Here is a 15,534-nt window from a genome sequence, read left to right as displayed (position 1 = left end):
TCGTGCATACACAAGTAATTATTATCGGTGCCGGGCCAACCGGTTTAATGGCCGCCTGCCAGCTGGCCCGCTTTAACGTTGAGTTTATTATTATCGATACCAAGCCGGCACCTACCCATGAGTCGCGGGCTATGTTGGTTACGGCACGCAGCATGGAAATTTACCAGCAAATGGGCTTGGCTGATACTGTTTTTGAACAGGGACAGGTGATTGGCAAATTTGCAATTTACATGAATGGCCGGGAAAAAGCAGTACTTGAAACAGCCAACGCAGGCAACGGACTCACCGATTTCCCCAACCTGCAGGCATTTGAACAGTTTAAAAACGAGGAACTGCTTTACGAGCAATTAAAAGCTACAGGCCGTGACGTTTTGTGGCGAACCAGTTTGGTTAGTTTTGAACAGCATGATGATCACGTTATGGCCAATCTTTATGATAAAAGTGATCCGTTCAGGAAAATAAGTATTAAAGCCTCCTACTTGCTGGCTTGCGACGGTTCATCGAGCCCGGTAAGGCAGCAACTGGGATTAAGTTTTGAAGGAGGCACCTACCAAAATAAATTTTTTGTGGCCGATGTAAAGCTTAGCTGGCTGCAACCAGCAAACAAGCTCATCGCATCACTGTCGCGTGTTAATTTCTGCGCCTTTTTCCCCATGTATGGCAACGGTAATTACCGCATTTTAGGTACCCTCCCCGAAGGTTTTGCAGGCAAAGAAAATGTTAGTTTTGATGATCTTAAAGATGTGATCACGGCCAACATTAAGCTGTCGCTGAACATAGAAAAATTAAACTGGTTTTCAGTTTATAAACTACATCACCGCTGTGTTAACAGTTTCAGGATAAACCGATGTTTTTTATTGGGCGATGCCGCACATATTCATAGTCCCGCAGGTGGACAGGGCATGAATACCGGCTTGCAGGATGCACATAACCTGGCCTGGAAACTGGCCCTGGTGCTGCAGGGCGTTGCTGATGATAAACTTATTAATACCTATCATGACGAACGGTACCCTTTTGCCCAATGGCTCATGAAATTTACCGATAAAATATTTGCATTCATGACAAGCTGTAACTGGTTCCTATATCAATTACGCACCTACGTTATGCCCAATATTTTACGCCTCGTACTGTCAACCCAATGCATCTCAAAACGCATTTTCAGGATCTTGTCCCAAATTTGGTATTCGTACAGAAAAAGCCCGCTTTCCCTGCAGTTTATTAAACAGAAGCTAAAATTTAGTGCCGGCGACAGGTGCCCCTACGTTATGACCACTAACGAAGGCAAACTACAAAGCATCTATCATTTGCTCATGGAACCCAAATTTCACCTGTTATGTATTGGCAGCATTGGGTACGACGGCCTAATTCCTGATCACTTAATAAATTATATCAAAGTAGTTAATTTACCCCTTAATGAAAGCTGGCAAAAATTAGGGGTACAATCAGGTTTATACCTGTTAATACGGCCCGACAATTATATAGGCCTGCTTAGCGATGAAATAAGCCCAGGTTTGATAAGCGGTTATTTTGATACCTTCAAAGGTAAATGAATACTAAAAGACCTTAACAAGCACTAAGCTTCATCATATATAAAATCAATGCTCCAGCGATAAGTAGCTATACTTGCCAGTAATAAACTACCCGCGCTATCGGCCCAAACCGAATAGTTAAAAGGAGCCTTGATTCCTGAAAATATGGTCATGCAAAGGGCAAAAGTAAGCGTAAGGGCAAAACTTGCATAAGCCGCCGTACGAATCTTAAAACCTACAATAAACATGATGGCTATTGAAACCTCGGCCACTGTTGCTAAAAAACCCATGACACCTGCCACCCACCGGCTCAAATATGGCATCAACGTATTGGTATAAACCACAAAATTATCCCAACTACCCCAGCTTACTGAATTTTGCCCTGCCGGCCCCATGAAACCCAAGCGATCTGCCACGGGCAGCAAAAAACCAATCGCTAAAGCAAAGCGCAAATAAAGTTGTGCTATTTGAAGTGTATTTTTCATCTATCAACATTTATGCACCTAAAATACAGGTTTAAAATCCTGCTTAAAAACGCAAAATCCATGTTTACACAAATAAGATAAAAGTGTCATCTTTTTGTTGAGAGGCATGCAGGCTATCATTTATCCAGAATTTCTACAGAATGTGAGGGTAGTATCGCATCACTCACATGTCTGCCATAAGTATTGTTAAAAGGACCGCTGCCTACGTTACCTCCTTAATGGAAGAAAACCTTCCGGCAACTATGTATTTTCATAATTTGGAACATACACAAAGGGTGGTAAACGCCGCCATTGAAATTGCCGGGCACAATAAATTAAAAAGACAGGAATTAACTATCTTAACAGTGGCCGCCTGGTTTCATGACACCGGCTACCTTTACCATTATAACGGCCATGAAGACACCAGCATGATCATTGCCGGTACTTTTTTAATGCAGCACCATTACAATAATGATTTTATACAACAGGTATGGGATTGTATTGAAGCTACAAAAGTACCGCAATCGCCCCAAAATCTTATCCAGCAAATTATTTGCGATGCCGATATGCACCACCTGGCATCTGTAAACTACCTGGATTTTGCCCATGATTTAAAACAGGAATGGGAAGTACATCTGGATAAGCAATATAGCGACAAAGAATGGCATACCCTTAATTTAAGCCTGTTACAACAACACCAATATTTTACAGAATACGGTAAAACGGTATTGCAAGCCATGAAAAAGAAAAACATTGAACTGATGAAGTTTCAGGGTTAATGTTTCTTTACAGTTTCTTTTCGTACACGGCTTAAGGTTTCGGGTGTTATGCCTAAGTAAGATGCAATCATCGCCTGTGGCACCCTTAGCGAGAGATCGGGATATTTCTGCACAAAATCAAGATATTTTTGCTCGGCAGTAAAGGCAATGGCCGAGTGAATGCGGTTTTGACTGGTGATGAAACTTTTGTTCAGAATGGCATTAACCATATCGTTAAAAGCCGGTATATCACGGCAAAGCCTGTCGAAGTTGGTTTTGGTAATCAGTATCAGTTCTGTATCCTCAATAGCATCAATATTATTTTTAGAAGGCTCGCCGGTAAGCAGGCTGGCACGGTCGCCGGTCCACCAGTTTTCTTTGGCAAAACTTACTATGTTTTCGCGGCCATTTTCATCAACGCTGTAAAATCGAACCAAGCCTTTGGTTATAAAAGCGTTATACTTCCAAACATCGCCTTCCTGCAATAAATACTGCTTTTTACGGAGTTTTTTAAAAATACAAACTGCTTCAATTTTAGCATAGTCGGCTTCGGTGAGTGTTGCTTTTTGGCCAATGTACTCTTTAAATTGCTCAAACATATAAAAGCAAATATCTCCTTTATCCGGGGATATTTGCTTTTGTTCGGGTAATCTTTTTATAATTAGGTTATGCGGTGTATTTGCTTAACCATTTTGTTTTGATAGCGGCGCGGGCATCAATAAATTCCTGGTCGGTACCCTGCGCTACGGCATCAAGCGGATAGCGTAGAGGCCTTGTGCCCTTTTCCATTTCAACCAGTCTCAATATCCCATCGGCAATAGTTTGAGGGTCCATGTTAAACTCGGCCATTTTGCTGAAAAGCGCTGTGCCCATGGCGTTAAATTGCTGTGCTGAGGTCTCGCCGTATTCGGCCACAACTTCCGGTTTATCGGCATGGATGCCTGTTTTGCTGCCATTATTCATTTCGGTTGGATAAACGCCCGGCTGGATACTAACGCTCTCGATGTTGAACTGCGCAAGCTCATCCTTTAAACCTTCGGTAATACTTTCTACCCCAAATTTTGATGCAAGATAAGGAATCATGAATGGCAGGGTATGACCACTTGCACCCGATGTAATGTTGATGATAAGGCCATTTTTAGCTTTACGCATCCCCGGCAAAACCGCAAAGATGGTGCGCAGGGTTCCATAAAAATTCACTTCAAACATCTGCCTGATCTGATCGAGCGAGTAAGCCTCCAGTACGCCAAAGCCTGAAACTGCGGCATTGTTCACCAACACATCAATATGGCCGTATTTTGTTAATGTATATTCAAAAGCAGCTTTAACTGAATTATCATCAGTAATATCTACCTCAACTACTTCAACATTTGGCAAGGCTGAAAGCTCTTTGGCTACAGTTTCATTTTTGGCATTTATTCCGCGCATACCTGCTATTACGGTATGGCCTGCATTTGCAAGGGTTATGGTGGTTAATTTACCAAACCCTGTGCTTGTTCCGGTTATAAAAATTGTTTTTGACATTTTGTATCATTCTTTTGTTGATACAAATCTACCGCTACGCTATAACCTGTACATTGACATTTGATAAGAAGGGAATTGACATTTATCAAGAAAATGGAGGAGAGATTTAAATCAATGTCATTTCTCCTTCGCCCCAGCGCTCATTCCTTCCTATGCTCTATCGAAATGGCGACGCCGGTTATTCCCGAATGCTATTTCGTTCCCGAAGGCACAGCCAACGGCTGTCCATCTTTCAATGGCACACCAAAATTTGGCGAACCATCCTTATTCCAGGTAAATTTTTGCGCACGCGGCGAACGTTTATTACCGCAGCCTTCGTTAGGGTTTGAGTTGGCATGGTACAGGATCCAGTCTTCCCTTCCATCTGGCGATTTAAAGAATGAGTTATGACCGGGCGCGTAAACGCTGTTTTCCGGCGATTGCTTAAATACCGGCTCCTCTGTTTTGATCCATGAGGCAGGGTTCAACAGATCACTATTTTTAGAAGCGGTAAGCATGCCTAATGCATAAAAGTCAGTCCAGCAGCCACTGGCCGAATAGATCAGGAATAACTTATCTTTATGTTTCAAAATTTCCGGTCCTTCATTTACGCTTACATGTGCCGGGTTACCGGCATCATGCAGATCGCCATTGGTTTCCCATTGATAAGCCGGGCTCGATATTTTCACGCGTTCGCTGCCGATGGTCATTGCGTCTTTCATTTTAGCAATGTAAATATTCTGTTGACCGTTATGGTCTCCTTCCCAGCCCGACCAGATCATATACCAACTACCGTTATTTTCAAATACCGAAGCGTCAATAGCCCATTTATCGGTGCTATCTGCTATTTTTCCTTTAAACTCCCAGGTACCTTCCATTGGGTCGGCCGAGCTATTTTCCAGTACATATATGCGATGGTTATTGTTATCGCCATTATCCGCGGCAAAATATACATACCATTTGCCATTTATAAAATGGAGTTCGGGCGCCCATATGTCTTTGGAATAAGCTGTACCAGGCGGCGGCGCCCAAACAGCTTTCTTAGGTGCAGTGCTCAGCTTGGTAATATCTTTTGTTTTCCAGATAACAATATTGCCCCCTGTTGAATTGGTATAGTAGTAAAACCCGTTTTTACAGATCACCCAGGGATCGGCGCCTGATAGCAGCAACGGGTTGGTAAAAGTTTTATTGCCGGTATTTTGTGCAATTGCCGTGCTGGAAAATAAAAGCAGCAGCAAACAGGCAGTGAACATTTTTTTCATAGAGCTGAAAGGTTTTAGCGTAGTTTATAATGCGCTAAAAATCTGTAAAAGTTTTCACAAAAACAACAAATGTTAAGCATACATTTATTACCAATCAGGTATTTAATATTAAGCTTTTACCGGTTGAGAGGAACTGCGGATAAAAACCCGGGTAGGCAATACGGTAGTTTCAAACTCTGTAACAGGCCGCTTGCTCTCGATAATGCTGATCAGCATTTCGGTTGCCTTTTTTCCCATTTCAAAACCGGGCTGATAAACAGCACTTAGCGGCGGGTTTAAAACTTCGGCCAGTTGGGTATTGGTGAAGCCGAGCAAAGCGATATCAGCAGGAATCCGGAAGCCTAATTTATGAAGAAGGGACAAGGTCGTAGTCGTGATCCTGTCGGAGGCTGTAAAAATAGCATCGGGCTTACTTTCAGAAAACAATTCACTTAGCGCGTTTTCGATCTCGGCAAGGTCTTTACCACCATGCGGGCAGTACTTGATCAATTTTTCATCAGGTATTATACCATGTTGTTCAAGTGCGCCTTTGTATCCCCTCAAGCGTTCGGCTGTGATAGATACATTTACCGAACTGGTGATATGCGCTATTTTGCGATATCCCGCATCAATTAACTGGGTTGTAGCATCGTAGGCGCCGGCAAAATTATCAGCTACTACTTTATGGGTATCAATTTCATCGCTTACCCTATCAAAGAAAACTATCGGTAATCCTTTTTTATGAAGCTCTTTAAGATGATCAATATTGTTGGTTTCGGTTGAGAGGGAGATCAGCAAACCATCAATGGAGCGAAAAGTCAGGTGACGTACATTTTGCATTTCAAGCTCATACGATTCATGGGTTTGTGTAATAAACACATTATATCCCTTACTGTGTGCTACTGATTCGATGCCATTGATCACCTGCGAAAAAAACTGGTTCTCAATAGTTGAAACTACAATGCCGATAGATTTGCTGTTGCCCCGTTTAAGGCTTTGGGCATTAAGATTGGGCTGATAGTTGAGCCTTTTAGCACACTCAAGTACAAGCGCCTTGGTTTTTTCGCCAATTTCATGACTGTCTTTAAGCGCCTTGGAAACCGCTGACGGTGAGATCCCTAACTCTTTAGCAATATCCTTTATGGTAACTCCGCCAAAATTCATTTCGCCCCCTTGCTTATGATCCTAAAATTAACAATCCAATTATATAAAGGAGAGTAAACATAAGAAAAATAAGTCCTGCACAGTATAAGGATGTATTATGCCATGTAACATTATGCTGACATCCACGAATTTAAATTCATATATGTGCTATTTATCCCCCGGGCTCGGGCGTGTTGAATCTCCTGTCTTAATCTCTTAAAAATCCATCTATCTTCATATTCCATTCCTGTTGGTAGTATTGGTTTGTACCGTGACTGGTTTCGTTATCATACTGATCTTGTAGCTGGTTCATTTCACGGTACGAGTCAAGGTATTGTACATTAATATAGCCATCATAGTTATCAACCGGGAGTTTCATAGTCATAAGGGCCCTCTTAAAATGCCGGGCTATTACCGCTACAATATCAAAATGCCGCTGCTCATGATTTAGAGCATAGTCTGTACGTCCTTCCGGCTTTACCCAGGCGGCACTTTTAGGCAAAAACACGCGCATGCTTATCTTCACTACCACTATCGACTTTACTACTTCTACCTGTTCTGTGTAACCAAAACTTGGCTGCACTTCGGCAACATACTTTTCGCCCCGGGCTTTATCCTGAAAGTCATTCCAGGTTAAAGGCCGCTTGGCCGAGTAGTAGATGGTATCGCCTTCCGGTTGTTCAGAATAATCGGTAAAGATTAATTTTACTCCTTTAGCCAATTTAATATTAGTGTCGGCTTCACGATTCATCCATCTGTTAAAATACATCAGGCCGGCTTCAAGGGCCCGGCTCAACAGCACCCCGGTATCATATTGTTGCCCTGCACCGCGATAGTATGTTGTGGCCGCCGGGTAATCAATCAAATGCACATTGTCCTCAGCCTTTTTCAATTCAAACCATAATTGTATCTCCAGCCTGCCTTCTATCCTGCCATCGGCCATTGCCGCTTCAGTAAGCTTCAACTTCTTGATGCGGATGACCACCGGACGTAACATCTTATTAACAGGGATAGCATAATCAGCAAATTGTTTAACAGCTGTTGCTGCCCCTCCCTGTAAATCAACTTTATACTTTACTGCCGGCAAATTACCTGTGGCCGATAATAACCAGGCGACGGCACTCCGGTCGGGCCGTTCATCAGTAACGCTTGCGATATAAAATTCGTTCGGCTTTTCATTTAACTGCCTGTTTGTTAAAACAATTTCGGCATTTGTTTTTTGTGCTTTTGAATTTAACGGACAAAACACCAACATGTACAAAATAACCGGTAACCACAATCCGCCTCTGTTAAGAACGCTACTCATAATTGGTAAAATAATGGATGGGGCACGTCGCCCCCGGGGGTATTATAATGCTCAAAATACAAATAAATTGCACTGTTTAACGTGTAATTATTACTTTTGATTATCCATAGCCGGTACCACGGCAGTACTCAACAATTTTAAAGTTTTCCACATGGATATTATCTTAAGTATTACCTTCGTTAAAAGAAGTGTTATCCACAATTGTTAATTTCTAATGTGAAAAGCCTCTTTTTGGTTTAGCTATTTTCGCACTATCGTTAGTATGCGCTTTATGATCAAAACAAGATACATCACCCTGCTCATTCCCGTATTTTTATTTTCAGCTGCACGAGCCCAGCAAAATCCTTCCACTCAAATTTACCGTACTTATCACGCGGCTATTGATTTGATGGACAAAGGAAAATTTGCTTCGGCGGCCGAACAATTTCGCCTGGTTGAGGCTTACAAAATTAAAACAAGCACCCAGCCGCAGTTTGAAACCGAGCTATCGCTCACTAAAGAAAACTGCCAGTATTATGAAGCTTATTGTGCCCTTAATTTGGGGAACGATGATGCCGAAAGCATGTTTCTCCGTTTTATAAAAGAACACCCTGAAAACCCGCTTACCAAACAGGCTTTTTTCCAGATTGGTAAATCGTATTTTAAACAAGGTAAATATGAAGACGCTATCCGCTGGTTTAACAAGGTTGAGGCAGGCGAGCTTAACGGCCATGACAATACCGAGTATAAATTTCGTAAGGGTTACGCCTATTTTGAGTTAAAGGATTACAAAAATGCCCAACTGCTTTTTGGCGAGGTTAAAAACAAAAGGTCGGAATTTACTGAGGATGCTACTTATTACTTTGCTTATATAGCTTATTTAAACAAGGACTATCACCTGGCACTGGTAAATTTTGAAAAGCTTAAAAACTCAAAAAAATACGAAAACAGCTACCCTTACTACATCTCGGCAGTTTACTTTTTAGATAAGCGTTACGATGATGTGCTTAACTACGCTGTGCCTATTGTAAATAAAACCCATCAGCAAAACGAAACGGAAATGCTGCGCATCATCGCTGCATCGTACTTTGCTAAAGCCGATTATGACAACGCGGTTAAGTACTATGGCCGTTTTGAAGACCGGGATCAGGGCCGTACCCAAAACACGCAGGACAGCTACCAGATGGGTTATACCTATTATAAGGTAGGCAACTATGCCAAAGCTGCCAGCGAACTGGAAAAATTGGTTGAACAGCACGATGTTTACAGCCAAAGCGGTAACTATACCCTGGGCGATGTGTTCCTGAAAATGAACAATAAACAGAGTGCCCGTAACGCTTTCCTCAATGCCTCCAAGCTTGATTATGATAAGCAATTACAAGAGGATGCCCTTTATGAGTACGCCAAACTATCATACGAGCTCGACTTTAACCTGCAGGCTTTAGGCGCTACAAGGTTATACCTGGCTACATACCCACGTTCAAAACGTATTGATGAGGTTAAGGTATTATTGGGTGAAGAATTACTAAACTCACGCAGCTATAAAGAAGCTGTTGAGATCCTGGAGCCTATCCCTAATAAAAGCCAGAGTGCACGTTTAGCTTATCAAAAAGTTACCTACTACCGCGGTTTGGAATTTTATAACGAGCGTGCTTTCGAGAATGCGATTGGTATCTTCCTGCGTTCGCTAAAAGATCCGGTTGATAGTAAAACAGAAGCTTTAACTACTTACTGGATGGCCGAGGCGATGTTTGAGGTTCGTAAGTATGGCGAATCGGTAGAGAATTTCGAGAAATTCCTGAGCATGCCCGAGGCTAAGGAAACTGATGTAGCCAATTATGCCAACTATGCTTTGGCTTACGCGGCCTTTGGCGACGAGCAGTACAAAAAAGCAGCCAATTACTTCGAGAAGTTTTTACAAGGCGATGTAAAAGACGCCAACACCCAGAATGATGCCATCACCCGCCTTGCCGATAGCTATTTTGTAATGAAGAGCTATGGCAGTGCCATGACCTACTATAACCGCATTATAGCCATGCATAACCAGGGCGAAGATTACGCCTTATTTCAGCGTGGTATGATCCAGGGGTTACAGGGCTCGTTAGATACTAAGATCAGTACCCTTAATGATGTGCTGAACAAGTTCCCTAACTCAGATTATGCCGATGATGCATCGTTTGAGATTGCCTACACCTATTTCCTGAAAACAGACGGTGATAAAGCCAAAGCCGATCTGCAGGCCATGATCCAGAAATATCCGCGCAGCAGCTATGTGCCACGCGCACTGGTTACTATCGGTTTGATTGATTACAACGCGGGCAACGATGACCTTGCTATTGAATCATTCAAAAAAGTAGTACAGGATTACTCGTCAACCGATGAGGCCAAACAATCTTTAAAACAGATCGAAAAGATTTATACGGATAAGGGTGACGCCCAAACATTTATTAACTATGCAGGCACCACCCCTATCGGTAATTATACCACCTCCGATCAGGAAAGCATCATGATCACCGCAGCCAACAACCTTTACCTTAAAGGCGACTGGCAGGGTACTGTAAGCGCGGTAAACGCTTATTTCGATAAGTTCCCAGGCAAACAGATCTACGAAAAACAGGCACGCTTTATCCGTGCACAAGGCTTAGCAGCCTTAGGCCGTACAGACGAAGCCGTGGTTGATTATAACGTGATCCTGAACGACTGGACCAGCGCCTACAGTGAAAAAGCCTTGATCAGCATGGCTAAATTATACATGCAGCAAAAGAAATATAACGAAGCCGTAGTGTTCCTGAAACGTCTGGAAACCAACTCCGAATATAAGGCCGACTACACTTTTGCCATCACCAACCTGATGTACTGCTACTCGGAAATGTTAATGACCGACGACGCTATCAAATACGCAGAGCTGGTTAAAACCAATGATAAAACATCGCAGGAGGATAAATTTAAAACCGGCTTGTACGAAGGTAAAGCTTACCTGGCAACCGGCGATACTACCCTGGCTGTTAAACAGTTCACCTATACTGCAACCAACACCAAAACCGTTGCCGCTGCCGAAGCCCGTTACAACCTTGCACTTATTGAGTATGAAAAAGGCCGTTATAAAACAGCACAAAAAATGTGTTTTGACCTGGCCAAGGAAATGCCAAACTACGATTACTGGGTGGCCAAAACATACATTTTGTTATCTGACACCTATGTGGGCTTAAAAGATACCTTCCAGGCCAAGGCAACCCTGCAAAGTATCATTGATAACTATAAAGCCGATGACGACATATTACCTACTGCTAAAGAGAAGCTGGATAAACTGAGCGGCCGCAAAACCAAAGCCCCTGCCACAGGCACTAAAGAAACTGCCCAGCCCGATACAACTAACAAACAGTAACAAAGAGTAATATAAAAAAGACAAGCAATGAACTCAAGATACACATATACGCTGCTTACCTTAATAATAGCATTATACTTTGTTCCTGCCCAGGCACAAACAAAGAAATCTACCAAAAAAGCAACAGTAAAAACTGCAACTAAAAAGCCTGCCGCCAAACCGGCACCAAAAAAGGCCGCGCCCAAACCTGTAACTAAAAAAGCTACCGACAGCAAAAGCTTGGGCGATGCCGCTGCAAAAACAGCGCAGGATACTACTAAGAAGGGCGGCGGCAATAATCCCAACAACGCTGCCAATGGCGGTAGCTTATCAGAAGAAATTGTAGTGACCACTGCTTATAAACCGGTGCTGGCCGATGCGGTAAAGATCCGTCGTAACCCTGATTTGGAAGATAAAGCGCCCTTTAAAGCACCGTTAACCTATGCCCCGCTTGATAAACGCCAGGAGCAAAACTCCGAGATCAGGCAGCTTGACCCAATGAAAAGGCCGGCAGAACAGGATTCTGTTTTAACCAACAACTTTGCTAAAGTTGGTTTTGGCAACCTGAAAACCATTTATGGCGAAGGCTATTTTGCCAACGGTCGGGATGAGGCTTTACAATTTGGCGGTTTCATAAAACATTTGTCGCAATCTGGCTCACTGCAAAAACAAACCCAAAGCCGCGATGACGTTGGTGTTTTCGGTAAAAGTATAATTGGCGATAACAATATCTCAGGCCGCATCAACTACAATCGTTTAGGTACCTATTTTTACGGTTACAACCAGGATGCTCCCGACAACAATTTTGTACCGACAAAACAGCACTTCAATACCATAAGCGGCGAGGTTGAACTGGCAAAGAATTACAAAGACGTTGAAAATGCCTTCACCTATGCTGTAAAATTAAAAGGTTACGCTTTTAGCAATGCTTACCAGGCTCGTGAAAACAATGTCGTTATATCGGGATTTTTAAATCAAACGGTTAAGCAGTTTTATGCAGGCTTAAGCGGATCGTTGGATCTGGCCAGCCAGAAAGACAGCCTTTACAGTCTTGGTAATAACATTGCACGTGTCAACCCTTATATTAAATTTCAGGGCGATAACTATAAAATAGATGCAGGCGTTAACATCGTAAAAGAGTTTGGCGATTTTGGTAAGTTTTACATTTTCCCAGCCGCTAAATTGGAGGTACAGGTAATCCCTAAATATGTACGCCTTTTTGTTGAAGCTAAGGGCGATGTAAACCGCTCTTCACTGCATGATTTTGCCATGATCAATCCCTTCATCGGCCAAAACATCAACATCAAAAACTCAGTTGATCAACTGGATATCAGTGCCGGTTTAAAAGGCACCCTGGCCCCCGGCTTAAGCTTCAAAGCTTCCGTGTACCGCAACAGCATTAAAAACATGCCTTTAATGGTGAGTAACTTCAACGCCGAAGGCAACAAATTCACTGTTATTTATGATGATGGCAAAGCCCGCGTAAACGGCTTTAATGGCGAGCTGGATTTTAAAGCAACAGACGATTTTAACATTTTCGGCCGCATTGAAATAAAAGACTATCAAATGGCTAAAGAAAGTGAGCCATGGAATTTGCCTAAATTTTTATTAACTGCAGGTACTGCTATACATATCGACAGCAAATTGACCGTTACAGGTTCGTTGCTTATCCGCGGCTCAACAACCGACAGGTTATTGGTATTGGCACCAACTTCTACCCCGGGAAGCCCGGTTTACAACCAGATTAAACAGCCTATTAAGGGCTTTGGCGACCTGAGCGGCAGTGTAGAATACAGGATAAACAGCAGGTTTTCGGTATTTGCGCAGGCTAATAATATCCTGAGCAGTTCGTATCAAAATTGGTTATACTACCCTAACTACGGATTTAATATCTTTGGCGGGGTAGGGTACTCGTTTTAAGCCCTGTTTGATGTTTTAAAATTAACCGTATTTTTACCGGATGGATATAGCCAATTATTTAAGCGAACTACTCGGCCGGTACACCGAAATAAGTGTACCTGGCTTGGGCTGCTTTTCGCGCCTGCGCGTAAATGGCTATTATGATGATGTACAGGCAACTTTTTATCCCCCCGGTCATAAGCTGCATTTTGATCAGGAGGTTAAAGACGATGAGATCCTGACACGTCATATTGCCGAAAAGAAAAAGATCTCGCTGGCATCATCCAAATATTTCACCGAAAAATACATCAGCAGCCTTAAGCAGGAACTGGTGTTGCATGAAGTACCTTTTGCCCAATTGGGTTGGTTTTATATGCAGGAAGGCAAAATTGCTTTCAGACCGCAGGAACAGGCACCGGGCAGCGATCCTTTGTTTTTTGGCCTTACCCCGGTAACCATTAACAAGGTTAACTATGTGCCCCCGCCACCACCGCCGCCGCCTTTGCCTACGGCTATATCTCTACAGCAAACCTATACACCGCCGCCTGCAAACGCAACCCTTGTTGAGCAGCCTGAGTATATTGATGATGAACCCGAAGTTAAGCGGGGTATCAGCATTTGGGTTATAATAGCAATTGCAGTGGTTATACTTGCCGCAGCGGCTTTTGGCGTATATAAATATAACCCCGCACTATTACATCTTAACAATGACAGCCCTAAAGAACAACCAAAGGTTGAAAAGCCCAAAGCTGCTCCCATAATTAAGCCGGATAGTATCCAAAAGGATTCCACTCCAACTGTTGCTGATACGGCAAAGGCAATTTCTAAACCTGTTGAAGCGTTAAATAATCCGGCAGCCAAAACAGATACCGTAGCACAGCCGGAGTTTGCGATATTTTTAGGATCGTTTAAAACGATAACCAAAAGCAATGAGGCGGTTAAAGATTATAAAAGCAGGGGGATTGATGCCCGTCTGCTGAAAGGCCCCGGAACCGGTCCGCGGATCAAGATCATAATTGGAGGGTTTTCCTCATCCGAGGAAGCAGAAGCCGTGAGAAAAAAACTCATATCACAAGGAAAAATAACTAAAGACACATACTCAAAACAAATTACTGATTCCACGAAATGACTTTATTATTAATTCAGCAAATTACAGATACCGCCAAACACCTGGCAGATACCGCAAACCACGCCGTAACAACCGCAGCACTGCCAACTGAAGAACTTCGCTTTGGCGACCTGCTAATCAAAGGTGGCTGGGTGATGATCCCGATAGGTATTTTAGCTGTACTGGGGTTGGTAATATTTTTTGAACGTTACTTTACTATCCGTAAAGCATCTCGTGATGAATCAAACCTGATGGTACAGGTACGTTCAAGTATCCACTCGGGCAATTTGGAATCGGCCATTGCTATTTGCCGTAACAATAACACGCCGCTTGGGCGCATGCTGCAAAAAGGTTTATTGCGCATTGGTCGCCCTATAAAAGATATTGAAGGCGCCATTGAAAACGTTGGTAAGCTTGAGGTATCAAAACTGGAAAAAAACATTGGAATTTTAGGTATCGTAGCCGGTATAGCGCCGATGTTTGGTTTCCTGGGTACCATTGCCGGTGTAATCAAGATCTTTTATGATATCTCAAAAACCGATAACATTAGCATGGGTGTAATCTCTGGCGGTTTATACGTAAAAATGGTAACATCAGCCGCAGGTTTGTTTGTAGGCATCGTAGCTTATGTGTGCTACCACATTTTAAATATGATGGTTGATAAGGTGATCCTGAAGCTGGAAACCGATGCCATTGAATTTATTGACCTGTTAGAGGAGCCGAGCAAATGAATTTAAGAAAACGACACAGGGGCGCATCGGCAGAGGTACATACATCGGCAATGAACGATATTATGTTCTTTCTGCTGCTGTTTTTCCTCATAGCCTCAACAGTTACCAACCCTAACGTTATTAAGCTGGTGTTGCCTAAATCATCAACAGGGCAGTCGGTATCTAAAAAAACCATAACCGTTTCAGTAACCAAAGACCTGAAGTACTACGTAGATAAAAAAGAGATCCCGGTGGATGCTTTGCAAACTACACTGGCGGGTTACAAAACCCTGGCTACCGAACTTACTATAGTTTTGTATGTTGACAAAACTGTAGCCATACAGGATGTGGTACAGGTGATGGACGTGGCACAAAAGTTGAATATTAAACTGGTTTTGGCAACAGAACCTAAGGGATAACAGTGGCAGTTGCAGTTTAAAGTTTATAGTAGATTATTGCAGTAAGTTACCGTAATCTTTTAAACAAACTGCCACTCTTTTTAGTAGCAGTTGTTCTTTAAGTAGCAGTTG

13 protein-coding genes are annotated in these 15,534 nt (G+C 42.8%); 7 read left to right on the top strand and 6 right to left on the bottom strand.

The features are described 5' to 3' along the window. Nucleotides 1-2: 2 nt before the first annotated feature. Nucleotides 3-1,550: an FAD-dependent monooxygenase gene (locus tag FHW88_RS03760; protein WP_176623246.1), complete on the top strand. Its 1,548-nt coding sequence runs from the start codon at nt 3-5 to the stop codon at nt 1,548-1,550. 23 nt (nt 1,551-1,573) lie between these two features. On the opposite strand, the gene FHW88_RS03755 is transcribed toward FHW88_RS03760, so the two are convergent. After that, a complete protein-coding gene (locus FHW88_RS03755) occupies nt 1,574-2,014 on the bottom strand; it encodes a DoxX family protein (protein WP_176623244.1) in 441 nt (146 codons plus the stop codon). Between the two features lie 167 nt (nt 2,015-2,181). Between FHW88_RS03755 and FHW88_RS03750 the strand changes: the two genes are divergently transcribed. Then, entirely contained in the window at nt 2,182-2,772 is a 591-nt protein-coding gene (locus FHW88_RS03750; protein WP_176623242.1) for a hypothetical protein, read from the top strand. On the opposite strand, the gene FHW88_RS03745 is transcribed toward FHW88_RS03750, so the two are convergent. The 5 genes from FHW88_RS03745 to FHW88_RS03725 form a co-directional block, all read right to left on the bottom strand. After that, on the bottom strand, nt 2,769-3,350 hold the full coding sequence (locus FHW88_RS03745) for a Crp/Fnr family transcriptional regulator (RefSeq protein WP_176623240.1): 582 nt from the start codon (nt 3,348-3,350) through the stop codon (nt 2,769-2,771). The two genes, FHW88_RS03750 and FHW88_RS03745, sit on opposite strands and share 4 nt — an antisense overlap. A 67-nt stretch (nt 3,351-3,417) precedes the next feature. Beyond that, entirely contained in the window at nt 3,418-4,275 is an 858-nt protein-coding gene (locus tag FHW88_RS03740; protein WP_176623238.1) for an SDR family oxidoreductase, read from the bottom strand. A gap of 191 nt (nt 4,276-4,466) precedes the next feature. Further along, nucleotides 4,467-5,516 carry a family 43 glycosylhydrolase gene (locus FHW88_RS03735; RefSeq protein WP_176623236.1) on the bottom strand — a complete coding sequence of 350 codons (1,050 nt, stop codon included), beginning with the start codon at nt 5,514-5,516 and terminating at the stop codon, nt 4,467-4,469. Between the two features lie 108 nt (nt 5,517-5,624). Then, nucleotides 5,625-6,659: a LacI family DNA-binding transcriptional regulator gene (locus FHW88_RS03730; protein WP_176623234.1), complete on the bottom strand. Its 1,035-nt coding sequence runs from the start codon at nt 6,657-6,659 to the stop codon at nt 5,625-5,627. Between the two features lie 187 nt (nt 6,660-6,846). Next, the gene (locus FHW88_RS03725; protein WP_176623232.1) at nt 6,847-7,944 is read right to left on the bottom strand and encodes a hypothetical protein; all 1,098 of its coding nucleotides are present in this window, start codon (nt 7,942-7,944) and stop codon (nt 6,847-6,849) included. 271 nt (nt 7,945-8,215) lie between these two features. Between FHW88_RS03725 and FHW88_RS03720 the strand changes: the two genes are divergently transcribed. Genes FHW88_RS03720 through FHW88_RS03700 form a run of 5 tightly spaced genes read left to right on the top strand, consistent with a single transcriptional unit; the run spans nt 8,216 to nt 15,423 of the window. Then, nucleotides 8,216-11,308, top strand: a complete 3,093-nt coding sequence (locus FHW88_RS03720) for a tetratricopeptide repeat protein (protein ID WP_176623230.1) — start codon at nt 8,216-8,218, stop codon at nt 11,306-11,308. A gap of 27 nt (nt 11,309-11,335) precedes the next feature. Beyond that, on the top strand, nt 11,336-13,207 hold the full coding sequence (locus FHW88_RS03715; protein WP_090523425.1) for a hypothetical protein: 1,872 nt from the start codon (nt 11,336-11,338) through the stop codon (nt 13,205-13,207). Nucleotides 13,208-13,247: 40 nt separating this feature from the next. Further along, nucleotides 13,248-14,315, top strand: coding sequence for an SPOR domain-containing protein (locus FHW88_RS03710; protein WP_176623228.1), 1,068 nt, complete (start codon nt 13,248-13,250; stop codon nt 14,313-14,315). Further along, nucleotides 14,312-15,025: a MotA/TolQ/ExbB proton channel family protein gene (locus tag FHW88_RS03705; protein ID WP_090523416.1), complete on the top strand. Its 714-nt coding sequence runs from the start codon at nt 14,312-14,314 to the stop codon at nt 15,023-15,025. The genes FHW88_RS03710 and FHW88_RS03705 overlap by 4 nt, the downstream gene beginning before the upstream one ends. After that, nucleotides 15,022-15,423: an ExbD/TolR family protein gene (locus FHW88_RS03700; RefSeq protein ID WP_090523411.1), complete on the top strand. Its 402-nt coding sequence runs from the start codon at nt 15,022-15,024 to the stop codon at nt 15,421-15,423. Before FHW88_RS03705 ends, FHW88_RS03700 begins: the two co-directional genes overlap by 4 nt. The last annotated feature ends 111 nt before the right edge of the window (nt 15,424-15,534 follow it).

This window comes from Mucilaginibacter sp. SG538B, assembly GCF_013376065.1.
Classification (GTDB): domain Bacteria; phylum Bacteroidota; class Bacteroidia; order Sphingobacteriales; family Sphingobacteriaceae; genus Mucilaginibacter; species Mucilaginibacter rubeus.
The sequence above is the reverse complement of the archived record's forward strand: the minus strand, read 5'-3'. Positions and strand labels throughout refer to the sequence as shown.